The following is a 21,224-nucleotide window of genomic DNA, read 5'->3' as shown; positions in this document are numbered from 1 at the left end:
GGTGGCGTACCTCTCTTTTGACTCGGAATGGAGAGCGTCATGGAACCTGAAGGATCGACTCAGCGCATCGGCGCCGACGCTTCGGCCGCGATGAAGCAGCTCGCTCACGCGACGATCGCGATCGATGATCCCGCCGATCTTTACCCACTGGTCGGCGATCTGCTCGGCTCTCTGCGATCGCTCGTGCAGGTCGCTGATCAACTCGCACATGCGCATATGCGCCACCGCGGTCGTGCGCGCAGCGACGACGACCCGGCGCTCGGTGGACAAGAGGCGGATGAGACCGCGTGGGCACTCGTGCGCGTGCGGGAACTGCTGGATGCCGCCGAAAATGCCACGGAGCTCGCCTCGGAGAGCGCTGGGCAGGTTGCCTGGCTGCCGGCCGACAAGAGTGAGCGATGGCTCAGCGTCGTGCTGCTCCAGGGTGAGCAGGCGGCTGAGACGCTCGACATCCTCGACCGTTCCGGCGCCCAGGCCGCGATCCACCACCTCGCACACTGGGACGCGGGCGACGAGACAACCGAGGCGGCACTCAACGACGGTTACATCTACGACGGCATCCCGACCTGCCGGACCGACCACACCGCTGAAGATCGCGCGTCGGGCTACGCGCTCATCAGCAACCCCACACTGCGCTACGTCTCGCTGCTGCGTCGATTTCCGCAAATTCCAGACCCTGATCTCGTCGCCGTCCCGTCGGCCGCGGCTCCGGCTGCGCCGGAGCGCGCATCGGCCTTCCCCTCCTGGAGTTCTGCGCATTGGGGCCACCATCGAACGCCGGCGAGGAGCATCGCGCTATGAAGAGCGACGAACGGCTTCATGCCGCGACGCTGATCAACCCGCACGGCGAGCATCGACGCCAACGCCGCACTCGTGAGCGGCTGGCAAACCAACGAGTAGCCGACGCGCGCAAGCAGCACGCGCACGAATCGAAGGAGCGGTGGGCGGCCGAACGCGCCGACGCCCGCGCATCCGGTTACCTGCCCGCAGCTGGAGAGGCCGGGCCCGCCGCCCTGCGGATGCCGCGTCGCCTGCGCCTACCCAAGCATCAGGACACCTCAGCGACCCTGGCCGGCCACTACCCATTCCTTGCTGAAGCGGGACTGGGCCCGGCCGGAGTCTTCGTTGGTCAGGATCTCTACTCCGGAGGATCATTCGTCTACGACCCATGGGTGCTGTATCAGCGCGGTCTCATCACCGCACCGAACATCGTCCTCGCAGGCATCGTCGGCTCGGGAAAGTCCTCCCTGGCCAAGTCCCTCTACACCCGTTCCCTTCCGTTCGGTCGACGTGTCTACGTCCCCGGTGACCCGAAGGGCGAGCACACCGCGGTCGCGGAGGCTGTTGGCGGGCGGGCCATCGTTCTCGGCCACGGGCTCCGCAACCGCCTGAACCCGCTCGATGAAGGCCACCGGGCGAACGCGTTGTCCGACGCCGAATGGTCCGCGCAGGTCGCTGCTCGTCGCCGCGATTTGATCGGCGCGCTGGCAGAGACCGTGCTCGAGCGATCACTCACGCCAGTTGAACACACCGCCGTCGACGTGGCGCTCACGGATGTCGTCCGCAGCGCCGAGGTCCCGATTCTGCCGATGGTCGTCGATCGCATCCTCTCGCCGGCCACCTCCGACGGGGGTGACCGGCGCCTGGCCGAGGACGGGCGTCTGGTCGGGCACGCGCTCCGCCGGCTGGTCGCGGGTGACCTTGCTGGACTCTTCGACGGGCCGTCAACGGTGCGGTTCGACCCGTCTCTACCAATGGTGTCGCTGGATCTGTCTCGCGTGGCCGAGAACTCGACGCTGATATCGGTCCTGATGACGTGCTCATCGGCCTGGATGGAGGCCGCGCTGGCCGATCCAAACGGAGGTCAACGCTGGGTCATCTACGACGAGGCGTGGCGCTTGATGGCGTATCCGTCACTGCTTCGTCGGATGGACGCCCAGTGGCGACTCGCGCGTCACTTCGGCATCGCGAACATGCTCGTCTTTCACAAGCTCTCCGATCTGGACAACGTCGGCGACTCCGGATCGGCGATGCGCGCGCTCGCATCGTCGCTGCTCGCCAACGCCGAAACCAGAATCGTCTACCGGCAGGAACCCGATCAGCTCGGATCGACCGCCGCCGCGCTCGGACTCACCCGCACAGAGATGAACCTGCTCCCTTCCTTGGGAACGGGGCAAGGACTGTGGCGAGTCAAAGACCGCAGCTTCGTCGTCCAGCACCAACTTCACCCCGAAGAACTCGCCGTCTTCGACACCACCGCTCGCATGACGGCATAGCCGCAGGCCGACCCGACGTACCCGACGCGCCTGCTCAACAGTAGGAGGAATCACATGTCCGACTCGTTCTCCGAAGACCGCCTCGCCCGGATCAGTCTCGCCGCCGCATCCGAACCCGGCGACACCGTCACCGGAACACTCGTCGCTCGCATCGGTGCGATCGATACGCTGGCACTGGTCGCATCCGAGGCCTCGTTGCCCACCTCCATCGACCCCGCTGAAGGCAGTCTCTGGCGTCGACGTCTCGCACCGCGCGTGGACCCTGGACAGGTGGACCGCATCCGAGAGGAGATGGATCGCCGAGCGCTCACCATGCTCACGACCGAAGATCTCGAGTGGCCGGCTGAACTTCAGCAGCTCGGATCTCGAGCTCCTCTCGCGCTTTGGCTCAGCGGACGACCCAGTCGCCTCGAAGGGCTCACCGCGAGTCGAATCACGCTCGTCGGCGCACGCGCCGCAACAAGTTACGGCGAGCACATCACGATGGAGCTTGCCGCTGACCTCGCCTCTCAGGGCCGAGTGATCTATTCAGGGGGCGCCTACGGCATCGACGGCGCCGCGCACAACGCCGCAACGGCAGCTCGACCCGGATCGACCGTGGCAGTGCTCGCGTCGGGACTCGATCGCTACTATCCCGCCGGCAACCAGCAATTGTTCGAACGGATTCAGGATGCCGGTGGGCTCCTGATCAGCGAACTCCCACCAGGGGCCGCGCCCACGCGTTGGCGATTCTTGCAACGCAACCGGCTGCTCGCGGTGCTGAGCGGCGCCACCATCGTCGTCGAGGCCGGCTACCGCTCCGGATCGCTCAACGTAGCCGGAGAAGCTCACTCTCTCGGGAAGCCGATCGGAGCTGTTCCAGGTCCAGTAACGAGCCCCGCGAGCGCCGGCTGTCACCGGCTGCTGCAAGAAGGCATCGCGACGATCGTCACCGACACTCGCGACGCGATCGACCTTCTGGATTCGACGAACACCGCTGGACCGGATCGGCCCTTCAACGTCGCCACCGTGGCACGGCGCACCCATCGACTTGAGCCGGACATCAGCCTCTGACGACAGAGTCGACCGAAGACGAGGTGATGGCGGGATGAACACGCCGCGGCCGTCCGGAGGTTTCGGCGACGAGCTGACGAACCTCGGTCTCGGAATCTTTGTCGGAGGTGTCGGCCTCGCCGCGACTCTGCGTGGCGCAGGTTCCGTCGCCGCATGGATCACGGGCATCGACCAGCCCGCCGCCGGCGTAGGCGGTGGGATCGCGGTGCTGCTCAATCCAGGTGACCCCAGCATCGCGCTGGAGGCCCCAGGCCTACATCCAGTCGTCTATTGGATCTGTGCAGGGGTTCTCCTCGCCGCGGCAGGCGCTCTCGGTGTTCTCATCTGGCGGCTGCTGCGCGGGCAGCGTCGCAACGGTTCGGTCAACGTGCACCACCTCGAAGGGGTAGCCGGCCGGAACGATGTCGCAAAGGCCGCATCGCGAAACGCACTAATTCGCCGCGCCGAGCACCTGAGGCCGTCCCTGGCTCATGCGACGGCCGGGGACATCGGATACCTCATCGGCCACTCGCGATCATCCGCGATCTGGGCGAGCGTCGAGGACTCGATCCTCGTCATCGGTCCCCCACGCTCAGGCAAAGGCGCACACCTCGTCATCAACGCGATCCTCGACGCCCCAGGTGCCGTGGTCACCACATCCACTCGCCCTGACAATCTGACCGCCACGTTCCGCGCACGTCAACGGATCGGGCCTGTCGCCGTGTTCGATCCGCAGCAGCTGGCGGCGGGCGTGCCGGCCGGTCTTCGGTGGTCGCCCATTCGAGGCTGTGAGAACCCGCTGACCGCGATGATCCGTGCCGCCGGCTTGGCCTCTGGCACCGGTCTCGCTGCCGGAGGCGTTGAATCCGGCGGCTTCTGGGAGGCCAAGACCCGCACCGCGCTCCAGTCACTCCTGCACGCAGCCGCGCTTGCCGGGCGACCGCCGAGCGAACTGTTCCGCTGGACGCTTGACCCTGCCGCCGCCGCGGATGCCGTTGCCATTCTCACCAACGATCCCCGCGCCGCGACCGGCTGGGCCGACTCCCTACAAGCGATGCTCGAGTCCGATCCCAGAACGCGGGACTCGATCTGGCAGGGCGTCTCCCTCGCACTCGGAGCACTCGCCGACCCGCGGGTACTCGCCGCCGTGTCTCCAGGCGAGGGCGAGTCATTCGATCCGGAATCGTTCCTGCAGAGCAACGGCGCCCTCTTCCTTCTGGCTACGGGCGCTGGCGCCAACAACTCCGCTGCGCTCGTCGCCGCGTTCGTGGAAGATGTCGTCGAATCGGCACGAAGGATCGCCGCACGAAAACCTGGGGCGCGCCTGGATCCCCCGCTACTGCTGGCACTCGACGAGATCGGCAACCTCGCCCCGCTCCCCTCACTGCCGACGCTGATGGCTGAAGGCGGCGGCACGGGAATCACCACCATGCCGGTGCTGCAGTCACTCACCCAGGCGCGGTCGAAATGGAGCGACAACGCAGCAGGTGCGATCTGGGATGCGTCAATCGTGAAGGTGATCTTGGGCGGCGGATCCAACTCACGGGATCTGCAGGACCTTTCGACGCTCATCGGCGACCGAGATGACGTCACCGACTCGGTGACTGTCGGCGAACGCGGATCGCGATCATCGCAACGGTCGATCCGCCGCGTCGCGATCATGCCGCCGGACGTCATTCGCACAATCCCATTCGGCACGGGACTCGTGTTGTTCCGCGCCGCCCCGCCCATCGTGACCCAGCTGCGCACCTGGACGTCGCGCCGCGATGCAAAGGCCCTTCTGGCTGATCGCTCGGCCATCGAGACGCTGCTCAGGCAGCATCCCGAACTCAACCCTGGCCAGACATCCGCGGAGGACGACGCAACGGCGTGACGGCGTTCGCCCACACCCAGCAGCGCAGCTCCTTGTCACCGATGTGAAACAGCACCCCACAGGCGATGTCGTTCCACACGACCACCGTCCCCTCGACGCGCATCGCATGCGGTCCGAAACGCACCCACGCACTGCACGGCTTCGGCTGCGGATCACGCGTCTCCGGCAGAGTGTCAGCTTGCCGCTCCCTGGGCGTCAGCGATTGGAGCGGATTCTCAGACGCGATGCGGGCGAGGATTTTGTCGTCCATGAGCCGATCGAAATGCCCTGCGTATCGTTTGCTCGTCCCTATGGTCGGACCTCCTCTCCGGCCGAGCATGAGATTACGAGCAGCCACCGACGTACGGTTGGCGGCGGAGCGGCGGGCACACCTTCTGGGTAGAGCGAGTCACCAGGCCCGCACCGACGCAAGGATCAGTCCGATGACTCTTCACACCCAACAGTCGATCTCCGGCTTCATCGCCTCGGAACCGCAGCAGTCCGTCACGGCGAACGGCGACACTCGCCTTTACGTGCGAATCGGCCAGCCGCACTTCCGCCGCAACGAAGACGGCACGTTCACCGAGCTCGAACCGAGCTTCCACGACATGGTCGCCTACCGCGCCACCGCCGAACGCGCACTCACTCGCGTCGCCAAGGGTGACAGCTTCATCGCGGAAGGCTACACACGCACCTTCCCGATCGAACGCGACGGCGAAGTCGTCGAAGCAGAAGAGTTCGTCGCCAAGAAGCTCGGCCACGACCTCGCGCGCACCAACTACGACGTCGATCGCACGCGGCGACCAGCAACACCGGCGCGAGAAGCCCTTGGACATCAGATGCCGACCGCCGAACCCGTTCGAGCCAGCGTGAACACACTCGGGCTCTAACCAGTCTCAATGACATCCGCGGCCATGGCATCCGTCGGCGACGAGCCAGATCCGGCCTATAGCGCCGAGAGTTTCGACGACAATGACGGAGCAAGCTCCTCCGAGCCACCGCGACCGGTGAACTGGAATCTGCTCACGGCCGACGAAGCCGAGTTCGAATGGATCCGGTTGAACCGGTGGGTGAACTGGCTGCGCAGAACCTACGGACTCTCTGCCTCTGTTGTGCCACCGCTATGGCACCGGCATCCCGAACTGGTCTGGGAACTGTCCGCACTCCACCTGCACTGGCTGTGTGCATACGAACCCGACCAACACGCCTCTGCCCCGTTCGGGTGGCACCACGACTTCGCAGACGCCCGACAGCGTCTTCACGACTGGATCAGTGCGTGCGGGACGCGGCTCGACACGGATCGTGCGACACGCCAGACCTGCTGGCCAGGAGAACCCCCGCCGATCGCGCCACAAGACGCCAAGATCGTGAATCGCGACGTGGACTTCGTCGAGTTCGTCCTCGATGACATAGATCGACGACGGGAGGCCGAGCGACTATTCTTCGAGACGGCGAGCAGAGCTGCTGGTGCTACGAACCGCACTAAAACACCATTCGCACGCGTGACGTCATCGGAGCTGTAAGTGTCGTGTCTGGGCGGACGGTTTGTTACGTCATCGGAGCTTTGCGTGCGGCGCGCTAAAGCCGACTCTATGAAGTAGCAGCCCGCTCTATTGTCTTTGATGCGCGTTCAGCACTCGGCGATACCTGCGCGCGATTCAGGTTCTATTCGTCGTTTTCTCAACCGTCTCCGGCACGCTGGGTCATAGCGCAGCAGCGTCATCGCGGCAGAGTCCCCACCACCACCAGATCGATGCCGACGGCTTGGGCGATCTGCGCACTGGGATGGTCGTACGCGGTGGCCATCGCGATCGGCTGGCGCTTCGCCTTCTGATCCGCCAGACGCGCGAACGTTATCCGTGGCAGCGGAATCGGATGCGGCTGCGCGCTCACAGCGCCGGCTCGTTCCATACGAGTCGTATCAGTGCACCTCCAGAAGGCTGATTGGCAGTGAGTCGCGCGAGAACGATCTGCGCGGCAAGCACTGGAAGCGAGCCGTCGAACGACTCGGTGCGCACGACTAGATCCGCCCGACCGCCCGCATCATGTCCTCGGCAACCCGCTCGGGAGCACCTTCGCCACTAATCTCGACGATCAGCCCGCGTCTGCCATACTCCTCGACGATTGGGGCGGTCTCGCGTTCGTATATCTGCAACCGGCGTAAGACGACGTCAGGACTGTCGTCCGATCGCCCGTCGGTCGTTGCCCGGTCGGTCAGACGCGAAATGAGTGTGGCTCTGCTCGCCGCCAATACAAATACCCGGTCAATTCCGATTGAAGCTTCTGACAGAAGCTTGTCGAGATCGCCTATCTGCGCGCGCGTACGCGGGTAGCCATCGAGAATGAACCCTAGTTGAGCATCCGCGGCCGCTAATCGGTCAGCGAGCACAGCGGTGGTGATGTCGTCCGGAACGTACTCGCCCGTATCAATGAGAGCTTGAAGCTCCCGTCCGAGCGCTGTCTGGTCTCTAATCTGGCGACGGAACATGTCGCCTGTGCTGATCGCGGGCACCGATAGCGTCGAAGAGAGCAGCCGTGCCTGGGTACCTTTGCCGACGCCCGGAGGTCCCATCAAGATGATTCTGAACACAAGACTCCCTATTTATTGATGCGGTTTGCTGGTTGGTAGACACTCGGTCGCAGTAATCGGCGAGGTGACATCTAGACAGAAAGATGGGTGGACACTCGTTCCATCCGCGACAGGCGCAGCCAGGTCTCCACGACGGTGTCGGGGTTGAGTGACATGGATTCGATGCCCTGGGCGACGAGCCATTCGGCGAGGTCGGGGTGATCGCTCGGGCCCTGGCCGCAGATGCCGATGTACTTGCCGGCTCGGCGGGCGGCGTCGATGGCCATCGAGAGCATCTTCAGCACGGCCGGGTCGCGTTCGTCGAACGTGGCGGCGACCAGTCCGGAGTCGCGGTCCAGGCCCAGGGTGAGCTGGGTCATGTCGTTGGACCCGATCGAGAAGCCGTCGAAGTACTCGAGGAATTCGTCGGCCAGGACTGCGTTGGAGGGCAGCTCGCACATCATGATGACGCGCAGGCCGTTCTCGCCGCGGCGCAGCCCGTTCTCGGCGAGCAGTTCGATGACCGCGTGCGCCTCGCCGACGGTGCGGACGAACGGGACCATGATCTCGACGTTGGTGAGGCCCATCTCGTCGCGGACGAACTTCAGCGCTTCGCACTCCATGTCGAAGCATTCGCGGAAGTCCTTCGAGATGTACCTGGAGGCGCCGCGGTACCCGATCATCGGGTTCTCCTCGTGCGGCTCATACAGTTCGCCGCCGATCAGGTTGGCGTACTCGTTCGACTTGAAGTCGGACAGGCGCACGATGACCTTCTCGGGGGCGAATGCGGCGCCGAGCATCGAGACGCCCTCGGCGACGCGCTGCACGAAGTAGTCGCGCGGCGACGGGTAGGCGGCGATCCGCTCGGCGATCTCGGCTTTCAGCGCCGGTTCGAGGGTGTCGAAGTTGAGGAGGGCGCGCGGGTGGATGCCGATCTGCCGGTTGATCACGAACTCGAGCCGCGCGAGCCCGACGCCCTTGTTCGGCAGCTTCGAGAACGCGAACGCCTGGTCGGGGGTGCCGACGTTTAGCATGATCTTCGTCGGCGATTCGGGCATCTCGTCGAGCTTGGTGATCACCTCGTCGAAGGCGAGGATGCCGTCGTAGACGAAGCCGTTGTCGCCTTCGGCGCACGAGACGGTGACCTCGCGGCCGTTTTCGAGTGCGATGGTCGCGTCGCCGGTGCCGACGACGGCGGGGATGCCGAGCTCACGCGCGATGATCGCGGCGTGGCACGTGCGTCCGCCGCGGTTGGTGACGATCGCCGAGGCGAGCTTCATGATCGGCTCCCAATCGGGGTCGGTCATGTCTGCCACGAGCACGTCTCCCTTGGTGAACTCGTTCATCTGGGCGAGCGAAGTCATCACCCGCACCGCACCGGCACCGATCTTCTGCCCGATCGCGCGGCCGATCGTGATCACGGTGCCGGGTTCCTCGAGCACGAACCTGCGGGTGACGTTGCCGTCCGCACGGGAGACCACGGTCTCCGGGCGGGCCTGCAGGATGTAGAGCTTGCCGTCGACGCCGTCCTTGCCCCACTCGATGTCCATCGGACGCCCATAGTGGTCTTCGATGATCAGCGCCTGCCGGCCGAGCTCCTCGACCTCGGCGTCGGTGATGCTGAACTGCGCGCGCTGTGCGGGCGGCACGTCGGTGAACACGGTGCTGGCCCCGGCCGAGGTGCCGTCGGCGTAGACCATCTGCACGGCCTTCTCCCCCACCGACCGCTTCAGGATCGCCGGGCGCCCCTCGCGGAGGGCGGGCTTGTAGGCGTAGAACTCGTCCGGGTTCACCGCGCCCTGCACCACGGCCTCGCCGAGCCCGTACGAGCTCGTGATGAACACGGCACGGTCGAAGCCCGATTCGGTGTCGACGGTGAACAGCACGCCCGAGGCCCCGACATCCGATCGGACCATCCGCTGGATGCCGGCGGACAGTGCGACGTCGTGGTGGTCGAAGCCGTGGTGCACCCGGTAGGCGATTGCGCGGTCGTTGTAGAGCGAGGCGAAGACGCTGCGTACCGCGGCGAGGATGTTGTCGATGCCGCTGATGTTCAAGAACGTCTCCTGCTGACCCGCGAACGACGCGTCCGGCAGGTCTTCGGCCGTCGCGCTGGAGCGGACCGCCCACGACACCGAGCCACTCTCGCGCCCAGCAAGCAGCCAGTAGGCGTCTCTGATATCAGCTTCTAGCTGAGGGGGCAGCGGCTGGTTCTCGATCCACTCGCGCACATTCGCGCCGACGCGGGCAAGCTCCGCGACGTCGGTCACATCCAGGGCCTCGACGGTGGCTTTGATCCGCTCATACAGACCGTCGGCGGCGAGGAAGTCGCGGTATGCGTCGGCGGTCGTCGCGAACCCGCCCGGCACGCTCACTCCCGCGCCGGACAAATTGCTGACCATCTCGCCGAGGGAGGCGTTCTTGCCGCCGACCTGGCCGACGTCGTGCATGCCGATCTCGGTGAACCAGAGGATGTTGTTCGTCATTTCGTGTCCCGATCTGTTGGGTTGGGCGCGCGAGGCGATGGATGGATTTCGGCTTAGGAGCGGAGGCGCATGGACTGCATGATCACGGCCGACATCTCTTCGACGGATTTCGTGGAGGAGTTGAGGAACGGCACGCGGTTGCGGCGGTAGAGGTCTTCGGCGCGGCGCAGCTCGAGGGTGCACTGCGCGAGGCTCGAGTACGTCGAGCTGGGTCGGCGTTCGTGGCGCACCTGGCTGAGGCGCAGCGGCGTCGTGGTGAGTCCGAAGCATTTGTCGACGTAGGGACTGACCGTGCGCGGCAGCCCGTCGGAGGGGAAGTCGTCGTCGGTCAACGGGTAGTTCGCGACCAGCAGCCCGTACTGCAAGGCGAGGTACATCGTCGTGGGCGTTTTTCCGCATCGGGAGGGGGCGATGATGATGACGTCGGCGATGTCGAGCGCCCGCATGCTCTGCCCGTCGTCGTGCTCAATCGCGTATTCGACAGCGCGCATGCGCGCGAAGTACCGCTCAATGTCACCCACACCGTGGTACTGGCCGAGCTGCTCGGATGCCGTACTGCCCAGCGCCGCCTCGAGCTCACGCAGGTGCCCGCCAAGCAGGTCGATGACAACGGCCTCCGAGGCGGTCAGCTCGGCGAGGATCTCAGCGGACTTGACCGTTGCGAAGACGATGGGCTCGGCACCGTCGGCTTTTGCGTGCTGGATGTCGCGGACGACGTTACGCGCACCCTCGACGGTGTCGATGAACGGAATCGTATGGCGCTGGAACGTGACACCGGGGAAGTTGGCGAGCAGCGCGCTGCCGAGTGTCTCAGCGGTGATGCCGGTGCTGTCGGACACGAAATAGGCGGGGCGCGCAGGCGCTGTGGGGTGGAGCGGAGTCAGATCAACAATGAAGCCGTTGATAACGGTCCCTACGTCGCGGATGTGAGGGGGCGCATGGAGTGTGGACGCAAATCGATCGCGAAGTTGGCGAACAGAGGGAGGAGTTCTCCGCCGGGGCAGGAGGTTCACGGGTCATCGTCGGCGATCGGCGAGGTATTGCAGCTGCGCTGCTGTCGATGCTTCGGCGGCGAGCCTCAATTCATCCGAAACCTCCGGATAGACCGCGTCGGTTATCGCGGAGATCACCGATTGATCCTTCAATTGGTGCGGGTCGAGTTGAACAAGTGCCGCGGAAATATGAGCGAGGCGGTCGCGCCGGTGCGCAAGGTATTCGTCGGCGATCACTCGAAGGCTCGGCAGGGCCGGACCATGCGCCGGAAGAACGAGCTGCGCATCGTCGAGGGCACGCAAAGACTCGAGAGAGGTCAGGTAATCGCGGACCGCGTTCTCCGACTGCGCGAGAATAGTGAAACCTCGGCCAAGAATGGTGTCGCCGGTCAGAATGGAGCCGGTCCGGTCCTGGCTACCAACGGCTCGATCGTCGGGCAGTTGAAAACACACCGAGTCTGAGGTGTGCCCTGGTGTGGCGATCACGACGATGCGCGCACCCGCGCTAACGATTGTTTCGCCGTCGCGAAGAGCACCAGCACCTATACACAGCGTTGGTTCCCACGCGCGCACTGACGCTCCCGTGCGCTCCGACAGTTCTGTCGCCGACTCAGCGTGGTCGTGGTGGTGGTGCGTGAGAAGTACTAGGTCGACAGGTCCCAATGCTTCAATTCGATTAATGTGCCCGCGGACTGACGGTCCCGGATCGACGACGACCGCAGTTCTCGATCCGGGTGCGCGAATAACGTATGTGTTGGTTCCGTCAAGCGTCATCGGTCCCGAATTGGGTGCCACCAGGCAGGTAGCGAGCGTGCTCCGTTGTTCCGACACGACTATCTTTCGAGGACGACGGCGAGGCCCTGGCCGACGCCGATGCAGATCGCGGCGACCGCGACCCCGCCGCCCCGCCGCTTGAGCTCGTGCGCGGCATGCCCGATGATCCGGCCGCCCGACGCACCGAGCGGGTGGCCGATCGCGAGCGCCCCACCGTGCATGTTGACTTTGGCAGGATCTAGGTCGGGCCACCCGGCGATGCAGGCCAGCGACTGCGACGCGAAGGCCTCGTTCATCTCGACGACATCGACATCCGCCCACGTCTTGCCGGCCCGGGCGAGTGCCTTGTTCGCGGCCTCGATCGGCGCGATCGGAAACTGATCGGGGTCCACGCCGTGGGATGCCCGGCTCACGATGCGGGCCAGGGGCTCCTCATCGAGCGCCCCCTCGGCCCCGACGAGCACCGCCGACGCGCCGTCGTTGATCGGCGACGCGTTGCCGGCGGTGACCGTGCCGTCGGCGGCGAACAGCGGCTTAAGTCCTGCAAGCTTCTCGACCGAGCTGTCGGCCCGGATGCCCTCGTCGCGTGCCAGCTCGGCACCGGGCACCTGCACGACCTCGCCGTCGTAGATGCCGTCGGCCCATGCTTGGGCGGCGAGGCGATGCGAGCGCACCGCGAACTCGTCCTGCGCGTCGCGGCTCAGGTTCCACTCGCCGGCGATCTGCTCGGCCGATTCGCCGTTGCTGATCGTCCAGTGCTTCGGCAGCGCCCGGTTGGTCATCCGCCAGCCGATCGCGGTGTTCCACATCGTCTGGTTGCCGACAGCCGGGTACGGCTTGGCCGACTTCTCCACGACGTACGGCGCGCGGCTCATCGACTCGACGCCACCCGCCAGCACGAGTTCGGCATCGCCCGACTCGATCGCCCGTGACGCCTGGATGACGGCCTCCACCGACGATGCGCACAGCCGGTTGACGGTGACCCCGGTCACCGAAGTCGGAAAGCCCGCGAGCAGCGCGCCGAAGCGCGCGACGTTGCGGTTGTCTTCGCCGGCCTGGTTCGCGTCGCCGAAGATCACATCCTCGATCCGAGCCGGGTCAAGGCCCGTCCGCTCGATGATCGAGCGCATCACCACGGCGGCCAGGTCGTCAGGACGGACGCCGGCGAGCGCCCCGCCTGCCCGTCCGAATGGGGTGCGAACGGCGTCGTAGGCGAATGAGGCGGTCATCTATTTCCTTCTACTTGGAGGGACTCTAACGAAGCCGCGATCCTGCGATACGCGGTCGGCCGATCAGCGCTCGCTGACCTTGCCGAACAGTCGCGCGATGGGCGCGAGCACGAGCGGGCGTGCGGCGACCCACGCGGCGGCGATGACGACGAGCGAGGCGACGAACAGCCAGAACCCGAGCCAGTTGTCCGCGTACGCGTTCGGATCCACGGAGCCCTGGGAGGCGTACATGTGGTTCAGGTTCCGTAGCGCGCCGGTCGCGAGGACGAGGAACACGTGGATGGCGATGAACACGACGAAGTACAGCATCACCGGGAAGTGGATCGCCCGAGCCCACTCGACCGGGTAGACGCGGGACAGCGTCTTGGCATTCTTGGGCCAAATGCCCGACATCCGCACCCCGGTGATGATCGCCAGCGGGGCGGCGAGGAACACGGTCGCGAAGTAGGCGAGCTGCTGCAGCGAGTTGTAATTCACCCACCCGTTCTCGGTCGGCCAATCCAGCGACACGTACTGCAGCGCCGCGCTGATCGCGTTCGGGAACACTTCCCACGACGTCGGCACGATCTTCATCCACTGCCCGGTGACGAACAACAGCACCACGAAAATCACACCATTGACGATCCAAAGGATATCCAGCGACTGGTGGAACCACAGATTGATCGAGATCTTCCGGCTTAGGTTCCACTGCGGCGACCAATAGGCCGGCGGTCGCGATTGGTTGCGCACCTGTAGGCCCGACCGGATGATCAGCACCATCAGGAACACGTTGAAGAAGTGCTGCCATCCGAGCCACGGCGGGATGCCGACCGGCGCCCCCTCGGGCAGGTGATACTCGCCGGGGTAGGTCCCGACGAACTCCTGCAACGGCTCGAGACTGAGCAGCCACCGCACGGCGAGCACCGCCATTGCGGCGGCGAACAACAGCCCCGCTCCTCCGACGATCGCGGCCCCGGCCCACTGGACCTTCGTGAAGGGTCCGTAGCGCTGCGGTGGGGGCTTCACCGTCGCGGCGGCACGGCCGCCCGAGCCGGGGAAGACTGTGCGGGTGAACGGGAGCGGGACGGAAACGTCGGAGACGGATGCCGCGACCTGCACGACCTCGACCGACATCGGTCGCCCGCCTTCGACCGTCTCGATCGCGATCTGCTGCGAAGCACCCGATGTAGGTGCTTCGGGCGAAGTCGCCTTCGACGGTGCGGGTGCTGTGGTGCCAACGGTGAATGTTGTCACGGCCGTCGCAAATCCTTCGCGCGGCCAGGGCTCTCCGCCGGCCACCCTCGGTAGTCCGCGGCGCAGTCGGGAATGCTCCCCCGTCGCCAACCGTCCGGCATCGAGAGCTGAGCCGGCGGCTTGCGACCGCGGAACGGTGCCGGCGGGCGCGGCGGGCTGCGCGGTGGTGGCGACACTGACGAGAGCGGGAGCGGGCGCGACAGGCGTTTCGGCTCGCCGCGCGCGTTCAGCGGCCGGGAGTGCAGAGACGGTGGATGCAGGCGGCCAAGGCTCCCCACCGGGAACTCGCGGCAGCCCGCGACGGATCCGGAACTGCTCCGCTGTCGCCGACCGTCCATCTACGGCGCTTGCGGGGGCGTTTCGCGACAGCAGAGAAGTCCCGACCGATGACGCGGTGGGCGGCGCGGCGGGGTGGGCGGGCGCTTCGGCTGCCTTTGCTGGCTCGACGACCGGTTGGGACGCGACGTCAACGACCTGCGACACCGACTCCGCGACAGGCGCGGCAACGTCGGCCGGTGGCCATGGGTCGCCGCTGGGTCGCCGGGGCAGTCCCCTCCGCACGGTCGTTCCGAATGTCGCCACTACGCCTTCTTCGCCTCGATGGCCGCGATGAGCTGCGGAACCACAGTGAACAGATCGCCGACCACGCCGAAGTCGGCGATGTCGAAGATCGGGGCATCCGCGTCTTTATTGATTGCGACGATCGTCTTGGCAGTCTGCATTCCCGCCCGGTGCTGAATCGCGCCCGATATTCCGAGTGCGACATACAACTGAGGCGATACCGAAACGCCTGTCTGCCCGACCTGGGCGGTCTGCGGGATGTAACCGGCGTCGACCGCCGCGCGCGATGCGCCCACCGCCGCACCGAGCGCGTCGGCCAGCTCCTCGACCAGCACGAACTGCTCGAGCGATCCGAGTCCGCGACCGCCCGAAACCACCTTCGTCGCACCACGCAGCTCCGGCCGCGTGGAGGCCACCACCGCTTCGGCGAATGACACGATCGTCGCGGCAGCCGCTCCTGAGGCGGTGACGGTGAGCGGCTCGACCGTGGGCGAGGCCACTGCTTCGGCGCGCGCCTCAATGGCGCCCTGCCGGACGGTAATCACCAGCGCGCCCCACGTCGCGGCCGAATCGAGGTTGTACGACCCTCCGTAGACCGAATGATTCGCCACGACGCCCTCGTCGTCGCGGGACACTCCGATGACGTCGACGCAGAGCGCGGAGCGCGTACGCGCGGCGAATCTGCCCGCGGCATCCCGGCCCTCGATCGAGTTGGAGATCAGCACCGCGTCGGGCCGGACGAGATCGGCCGCGCCGGCAAGGGCGTCGACGATCGGCACGGTCAGGGCCGACGCCTCCAATTCGGAAACCAGCACGATCGCGGCGCCCAACGCACCGGCCGCCTCGGCCGCCGCAGCACCTTGACCGGGCGCCGTCACAATCAGGGCGACGGGCGTACCCACCGCAGCGGCGGCGCCCAGCAGGCCCGCGGCGCTCTTGGCGAGCTGACCGCTCGGCATCACATCCACCAGGACGAGAATCGAGTCCTCCGCAAAATCAGTCATCGCTCGCTCCTCACACCAGTCGGTTCTGCGCGAGGAAGTCGGCAAGCTTCTCGCCCGCGTCACCCTCGTCGACGATCTTGACTCCGGCGGCGCGCGGAGGCTTCTCGGCTATCGAAATCACGATCGAGCGGGCCGCGCCAGCATCGACAGGGTCGACTCCGAGGTCGGCCAGAGACAGCGTCTGGAACTGCTTCTTCTTCGCGGCCATGATGCCCTTGAAGTTCGGAAATCGTGCGTCGGGCATGCGCTCGGTGACCGAGATCACCGCCGGAAGCGGCGCCGATATCCGCATGGTTCCAGCATCCGTCGCCCGCTCCCCCGATACCGAGTTGGCGGATATCTCCACCGAGGTCAACGCGGTCGCCTGCGGAACTCCGAGCAGCTCGGCCACCATGGCGGGAATGACACCGCCCGATCCGTCGGTGGACAGATTGCCCGCGATGACCAGGTCGTACCCGGTGCGCTCGATGGCCTTCGCCAGCACCTCGGCCGTCAGCCCCAGGTCGGCCCCGAGCAGTCCCTCATCCGCGACATGAACCGCGCGGGAAGCGCCCATGGCGAGTCCCTTGCGGATCGTAGCGGCCGAACCCTCCGGAGCCATCGACACCACGATGACCTCCGTGCCGGCGTTCTTGTCGGCATAGCTCAGCGCGACCTCCAGCGCCCGCTCGCCGATCTCATCGATCACCGCCTCGCTCGCTCCGCGGTCGGCGAGCCCGGTCTCCAGTGAGAGCTTTCGATCCCCGTACGTATCGGGAACCTCCTTGACCAGCACGATGATTCTCATCGATATCTCCTCGAATCTCGGAACATAGGTCTAAATCTCCCCGGCCGCGATGAGTTCACGCAGTCGGAACTTCTGGATCTTCCCGCTCTGGGTCATCGGAAGCGACTCCTGAACGATCAAGCGCTCGGGGAGGTAGTGCTTGGACAGACCTCGGTCGAGCAGATAGCGCGACAGGCCGGCGAGATCGTCGGCCTGCCCGTCGTGGAACACCACGACCGCGCAAGCCCGCTCGCCCAGCCGCTCGTCGGGCGTACCGACGATCGCGACGTTGAGGATGGCCGGGTGGTCGAAGAGCAGCGTCTCGACGTCGGTGACCGGGATGTTCTCGCCACCGCGAATCACGATGTCCTTCGATCGTCCGCGCAGCGACACCCAGCCGCGCTCATCGAGCACCGCGGTGTCGCCAGTACGGAACCACCCGTCTGCGGTGAACGACGCCGCCGTCGCGTCGGGCCGTTCGTAGTAGCCGAGAAAGAGCGACGGACCCTTCACGAGCAGCTCTCCCACCGCTCCGGTCGCGACGTCGCCGTCTTCGGCATCGACGACTCGTGCGGCAGACCCCGCAAACACCGACCCGTCTGTTTGCAGGATGTCGTCGGGTTCGGACGGCGTGCATGCGATGGTGATGCTGCACTCGGTCATCCCCCACGCAGGCGCGACGTAAGCCCCGAGCGCTTCCGCCGCACGCTGTGGAAGGTTGCGCGGAACCGAAGACCCGGCGATCACGATGCAGCGCAGCGGGTTGCCTGCCTTAGAGGTGAGGTCGGTGCGCATCATGTCCTGGAGGAAGGTCGGTGCACCGAAGAAGGTCGTGATGCCCTCGGCTCGGATGAGATCGGCGCCCCACTGGGGCTCCCACCGATCCACCTGCACACCAGTGCCCGCCAGGAACACCGTGAACAGCGTGCACCAGACGTACCCGGTGTGGTGTCCGACCGGCGACGCCACCAGCTGCACCATGTGGTCGCCGAACGTGTCGGCTCCGATGTGCGACGTGAGACGTTCGATGCTGTGCAGGAGCGTCTCGTGCGTGTGCATCGCTCCCTTGGGCTCACCGGTGGTGCCCGACGTGAAACCCAGGTAGCAGATCTCGCCGGGGTCGGCGGGGCCGACGCCATGGGCGGGTGCGCCGTCGAGCGCCGACCAGAAAAGTTCATCACCCAAGCCGTCGTCGCTGTCGTCGACGACGATGACGGTCTCGAGGTGCGGCAGCTCGGCACGCAGCGATCGGATGAGCGACAGATGGTCAGAGCTGCGCCATCCGCGCGGAATAACGACGACCTTGGCTTTGCTCCGGCGCAGAATCGGCAGCACCTGCATCGCCCCGTACGACACCGGGATCCCCACGTACACCGCTCGCAGCTCATGGCAGGCGAACATCAATACCGGGTATTCGACCCAGTTCGGCAGCATGAGCGCGACCGCATCGCCGGGTGCGACCCCGATCGAGGCGAGAGAATCCGCCGCGCTCGAGGCGGAGGCATCCATCTCTCGGTAGGTCATCGACCGTCGAACGCCGCCGGTGACGTGGCCGACGATGGCGGGTCGCTCGGGGTGGCGCTGCGCCGCGTCGGTGAGGAGGCTTCGCAGCGTCCGGCCCGACCACGACCCGTCGCGTCGATAGTGCTGCGCGTCGTCGGCGGTCAGCGGCGTCTGTCGCTGCTCGATCAGCTCTGTCATTGCCCACGTCATCGTCGACCTCCCCGTCGGATGTAGCGTTTCAGCTCGTCACCAGGGCGTTGGCTACCCGGTGCAGAACAGTCGATGCCCCCGTTGCGGCTCGAAGCGATACCGCATCGCGCAGGAGCCGTTCGACGTCGTAGTCATCGAGATATCCGTATCCGCCGTGCGACTGCAGAGCGGCACCGGCGATCGAGATCGCACGCTCGCAGTTGTCGCGCAGCACTGCCGCGGCGCGATCGGCCCTCGACGGCGACGCGGTCAGCACGAGCGCGATGCTCTCGACTGCTCCAGAGCTCTGTTCGACCAGCGCTGCGCGCACGGTCGGCAGTGCCGTCAGCGCAGCGCCGAACTGCACGCGCTCCCGGCTGTACTCGAGTGCGCCCTCGGCGGCGGCGACCGCGATTCCCGCGGCGATGGCAGAGCCAGCAGCATAGAGAGACGAGCGGATGCCTGGCAGATCGACACCCTCGATGCGGTGGAGGTTCTCGCCCGAGGCGTCGATCACGGCCGAGATGGTCATGGCCCCCGCGAGACCGGTGCGGCGCACCGCCGCGGAGTTCGTGATGGAGCCGGGGACCAGCACCCACGCGGCGTCGTCGCCGTCGAGCACGATGACCGCCGGGTCGGTGCCCGCCGGATCGAGGCGCCCGATCACGCCGTGCACGCGGTCGCCGCCGACCTCGAGGCGCACGTGGGGATCGTCGATCTCCACGATGCACACCGGTCGGCTGCCCTCGACGATCTCGGCGCAGAGCCCGTCGAGAGCGGATGCCTGCGACACCACGAGCGTCGCGACGTGAGCGTGCGCACTAGCCAATGCGAGCGATGGTGTCGTGGCGCCGAGGGCGATGAAGGCCGCCTGGCGCAGATCGAACGACGCCCCGCCGCCACCGAGTTCGTCGTCGATGCCGATGGACCAGATTCCACTTTCGGCGAGGGCCTCGCGGGCCGCCGCAACGGCGGACGGATCGTCGATGCCGTCGGCACCGGCCAGGCCCGTCAGCCCCGGGACTACGCTGCGGACCAGGTGGATGACCTCATGCTGCTCGTCGGAGAGCGGCGCGTTCAACCAGGTCATTTCCAGAACTTCTCAGGGTCGGGGTCGCGCCGCTCGGTGAACGCCGCGCTCGTCTCGTGAGCTTCCTGTGTCGTTAGGTACAGGGTGAGGTGCTGGTCGTGAGCGAGCCGCGACTGGCCCGACACGCCGTTGTGGCGCGCGGAGAACGCCCCTTTGAGCGCCCCGATCGCAATGGGGCTGCGGGTGGCGATCCTGGCCGCCAGCTCCGCCGCGGCGGTGCGCAGATCGGCGAGCGGGACCACTTTGTTCACGAGTCCGATCTCCAGCGCCTCCTGCGCGCTGTATTTGTCGTTCAAGTACCACAGCTCCTTGGCCCGCTTCCGGCCGATCGAGTCTTCGAGGTACCACGTGCCGTAGCCGGCGTCGAAACTGCCGACCATCGGCCCGACCTGGCGGAATACGGCGCTGTCGGCCGCGATCGTCAGATCGCAGACGTTGGCTAGCACGTTTCCGCCGCCAACGGCGAAGCCGTTCACGGCGGCGATGACGGGCTTGGGCACCGTGTCGATCGCCTGGTAAACATCGACGATCGGGATGACCTGGGAGGGATCCACCGTGACGGTCTCATCGTGCTCGCCGCCGATGCAGAAGAACTTCTCGCCGACGCCGGTGAGTATCGCCGCGCGCAGCGTGGGGTCCATCTTGAGCTCGCGGATCGCATCGACGATTTCGTAGCAAGTTTTCGCGCGGAGCTTGTTCCCGGCATCCGTCCGATTGATCGCGATCGTGAGCACGGCGCCCTCACGCGTGACCAGGAGATCTTCGTAATCGCTCATTTGTCCACTCCCACGCGGAATCCTCTGCCGTTCTTGTTGCCGTGCATGCCCGCGGCCACCATGGTCTGCAGCAGGGGCGGCGGGGCGTAGATCGGGTCGAGGGTCGCATCGTAGGCGCTGCGAGTGGCGTGCTCGTGCACGTCGAGCCCGATGAGATCGAGCAGTTCGAGTGGACCCATCTTGTATCCGAGACCGAGCTTGATGGCGGTGTCGATGTCTTCGGCGCTCGCGAGCTCGTCGTCGTACGCCTGGACGACGTCGTTGATGTAGGGCATGAAGAGCTTGTTGACGAGGAACCCCGGCCGATCCTTCACGACCACGGCGTCTTTCGTGATCTCGCCGACGAACTGTGCGAGCCGCTCGATGACATCCTCCGCGGTCTGGAGAGCGCGCACAACCTCGACGACGCGCATCAGCGGAGCGGGGTTGAAGAAGTGCAGGCCGGCCACACGACCGGGTTCGACCAGGCGAGATGCGAGATCCGACACCGACAGCGCGGAGGTGTTCGTGGCGATGACCGCATCCACGGACACCACCGCGGCGACGTCGACCAGCAGCGCCGACTTTATGTCTTTGCGCTCGGTGACAGCCTCGACCACCAGATCGACGTCTGCCAGGTCGCTCAGCAGGGTCGTGCCGGTGATCCGCGCGAGAGTGGCCTCCTTGTCGGCCTCGGTGACCTTGCCGCGCGTGACGCCGGAGCTCAAGAACGCGTCGACGGCGGCGATGCCGTTGTCGATGCGCGCCTGGTCGGTCTCGAGAACGACGACTGTTCTCCCGCTCTGGGCGATCACCTGGGCGATGCCGCCTCCCATCGTGCCGAATCCCAGCACCGCTACTTTTCCGAACAGCGTCATTTCGTGTCCTTTCCCAGACGGGTGGGTTGAGATTC

Annotated in this window: 20 protein-coding genes; 6 read left to right on the top strand and 14 right to left on the bottom strand. The window is 66.1% G+C overall.

The genetic code is table 11. The features are described 5' to 3' along the window. Positions 1 to 39: 39 nt before the first annotated feature. Genes BLT19_RS07005 through BLT19_RS06990 form a run of 4 tightly spaced genes read left to right on the top strand, consistent with a single transcriptional unit; the run spans position 40 to position 5,181 of the window. Complete coding sequence (locus tag BLT19_RS07005; RefSeq protein WP_091488100.1) at positions 40 to 801, top strand: hypothetical protein; 762 nt, start codon at positions 40 to 42, stop codon at positions 799 to 801. Next, positions 798 to 2,276, top strand: a complete 1,479-nt coding sequence (locus tag BLT19_RS07000; protein WP_091488097.1) for an ATP-binding protein — start codon at positions 798 to 800, stop codon at positions 2,274 to 2,276. Before BLT19_RS07005 ends, BLT19_RS07000 begins: the two co-directional genes overlap by 4 nt. 54 nt (positions 2,277 to 2,330) lie before the next feature. Then, positions 2,331 to 3,329, top strand: a complete 999-nt coding sequence (gene dprA, locus BLT19_RS06995) for a DNA-processing protein DprA (protein ID WP_091488095.1) — start codon at positions 2,331 to 2,333, stop codon at positions 3,327 to 3,329. A 34-nt stretch (positions 3,330 to 3,363) separates the two neighbouring features. Further along, complete coding sequence (locus BLT19_RS06990; RefSeq protein ID WP_091488092.1) at positions 3,364 to 5,181, top strand: type IV secretory system conjugative DNA transfer family protein; 1,818 nt, start codon at positions 3,364 to 3,366, stop codon at positions 5,179 to 5,181. Here BLT19_RS06990 and BLT19_RS06985 read toward each other — a convergent pair. Continuing rightward, positions 5,138 to 5,431: a hypothetical protein gene (locus tag BLT19_RS06985; protein WP_091488089.1), complete on the bottom strand. Its 294-nt coding sequence runs from the start codon at positions 5,429 to 5,431 to the stop codon at positions 5,138 to 5,140. The genes BLT19_RS06990 and BLT19_RS06985 overlap by 44 nt on opposite strands. 172 nt (positions 5,432 to 5,603) lie before the next feature. Here BLT19_RS06985 and BLT19_RS06980 point away from each other — a divergent pair, with 172 nt between their 5' ends. Together BLT19_RS06980 and BLT19_RS06975 are read left to right on the top strand one after the other, a co-directional pair. Then, positions 5,604 to 6,050, top strand: coding sequence for a single-stranded DNA-binding protein (locus BLT19_RS06980; protein ID WP_091488086.1), 447 nt, complete (start codon positions 5,604 to 5,606; stop codon positions 6,048 to 6,050). Between the two features lie 9 nt (positions 6,051 to 6,059). Further along, positions 6,060 to 6,683: a hypothetical protein gene (locus BLT19_RS06975; protein WP_231917833.1), complete on the top strand. Its 624-nt coding sequence runs from the start codon at positions 6,060 to 6,062 to the stop codon at positions 6,681 to 6,683. Between the two features lie 196 nt (positions 6,684 to 6,879). Here the strand turns inward: BLT19_RS06975 and BLT19_RS06970 are convergent, their stop codons facing one another. From BLT19_RS06970 to BLT19_RS06910, 13 genes are all read right to left on the bottom strand, one after another. Beyond that, positions 6,880 to 7,053 (bottom strand): 3-methyl-2-oxobutanoate hydroxymethyltransferase, encoded by a 174-nt coding sequence (locus BLT19_RS06970; RefSeq protein WP_157681793.1) that lies wholly within the window; start codon positions 7,051 to 7,053, stop codon positions 6,880 to 6,882. Between the two features lie 127 nt (positions 7,054 to 7,180). Beyond that, entirely contained in the window at positions 7,181 to 7,750 is a 570-nt protein-coding gene (locus BLT19_RS06965; RefSeq protein WP_231917832.1) for an adenylate kinase, read from the bottom strand. 71 nt (positions 7,751 to 7,821) lie between these two features. After that, positions 7,822 to 10,215 carry a phosphoenolpyruvate synthase gene (ppsA, locus tag BLT19_RS06960; RefSeq protein ID WP_091488082.1) on the bottom strand — a complete coding sequence of 798 codons (2,394 nt, stop codon included), beginning with the start codon at positions 10,213 to 10,215 and terminating at the stop codon, positions 7,822 to 7,824. Between the two features lie 53 nt (positions 10,216 to 10,268). Further along, positions 10,269 to 11,099 (bottom strand): pyruvate, water dikinase regulatory protein, encoded by an 831-nt coding sequence (locus BLT19_RS06955; protein WP_091493475.1) that lies wholly within the window; start codon positions 11,097 to 11,099, stop codon positions 10,269 to 10,271. 132 nt (positions 11,100 to 11,231) lie between these two features. Then, complete coding sequence (locus BLT19_RS06950) at positions 11,232 to 11,981, bottom strand: MBL fold metallo-hydrolase (RefSeq protein WP_091488078.1); 750 nt, start codon at positions 11,979 to 11,981, stop codon at positions 11,232 to 11,234. A 59-nt stretch (positions 11,982 to 12,040) separates the two neighbouring features. Beyond that, on the bottom strand, positions 12,041 to 13,210 hold the full coding sequence (locus tag BLT19_RS06945) for a thiolase family protein (protein WP_091488076.1): 1,170 nt from the start codon (positions 13,208 to 13,210) through the stop codon (positions 12,041 to 12,043). Between the two features lie 63 nt (positions 13,211 to 13,273). Next, entirely contained in the window at positions 13,274 to 14,323 is a 1,050-nt protein-coding gene (locus BLT19_RS17950) for a cytochrome b/b6 domain-containing protein (RefSeq protein WP_231917830.1), read from the bottom strand. A gap of 701 nt (positions 14,324 to 15,024) precedes the next feature. Further along, a complete protein-coding gene (locus BLT19_RS06935; protein WP_091488071.1) occupies positions 15,025 to 16,008 on the bottom strand; it encodes an electron transfer flavoprotein subunit alpha/FixB family protein in 984 nt (327 codons plus the stop codon). A gap of 10 nt (positions 16,009 to 16,018) precedes the next feature. Further along, a complete protein-coding gene (locus tag BLT19_RS06930; RefSeq protein ID WP_091488069.1) occupies positions 16,019 to 16,795 on the bottom strand; it encodes an electron transfer flavoprotein subunit beta/FixA family protein in 777 nt (258 codons plus the stop codon). 30 nt (positions 16,796 to 16,825) lie between these two features. Then, positions 16,826 to 18,475 (bottom strand): AMP-binding protein, encoded by a 1,650-nt coding sequence (locus tag BLT19_RS06925; protein ID WP_197673051.1) that lies wholly within the window; start codon positions 18,473 to 18,475, stop codon positions 16,826 to 16,828. A 40-nt stretch (positions 18,476 to 18,515) separates the two neighbouring features. Then, positions 18,516 to 19,556, bottom strand: a complete 1,041-nt coding sequence (locus BLT19_RS06920; protein ID WP_091488065.1) for an acyl-CoA dehydrogenase family protein — start codon at positions 19,554 to 19,556, stop codon at positions 18,516 to 18,518. Beyond that, positions 19,553 to 20,332, bottom strand: a complete 780-nt coding sequence (locus BLT19_RS06915) for an enoyl-CoA hydratase-related protein (RefSeq protein WP_091488062.1) — start codon at positions 20,330 to 20,332, stop codon at positions 19,553 to 19,555. Before BLT19_RS06915 ends, BLT19_RS06920 begins: the two co-directional genes overlap by 4 nt. After that, on the bottom strand, positions 20,329 to 21,189 hold the full coding sequence (locus BLT19_RS06910) for a 3-hydroxyacyl-CoA dehydrogenase family protein (RefSeq protein ID WP_091488059.1): 861 nt from the start codon (positions 21,187 to 21,189) through the stop codon (positions 20,329 to 20,331). Before BLT19_RS06910 ends, BLT19_RS06915 begins: the two co-directional genes overlap by 4 nt. Positions 21,190 to 21,224 lie beyond the last annotated feature (35 nt).

This window comes from Microbacterium pygmaeum, assembly GCF_900100885.1.
Lineage (GTDB): Bacteria > Actinomycetota > Actinomycetes > Actinomycetales > Microbacteriaceae > Microbacterium > Microbacterium pygmaeum.
This window is presented reverse-complemented; position numbering and strand designations above follow the sequence as displayed.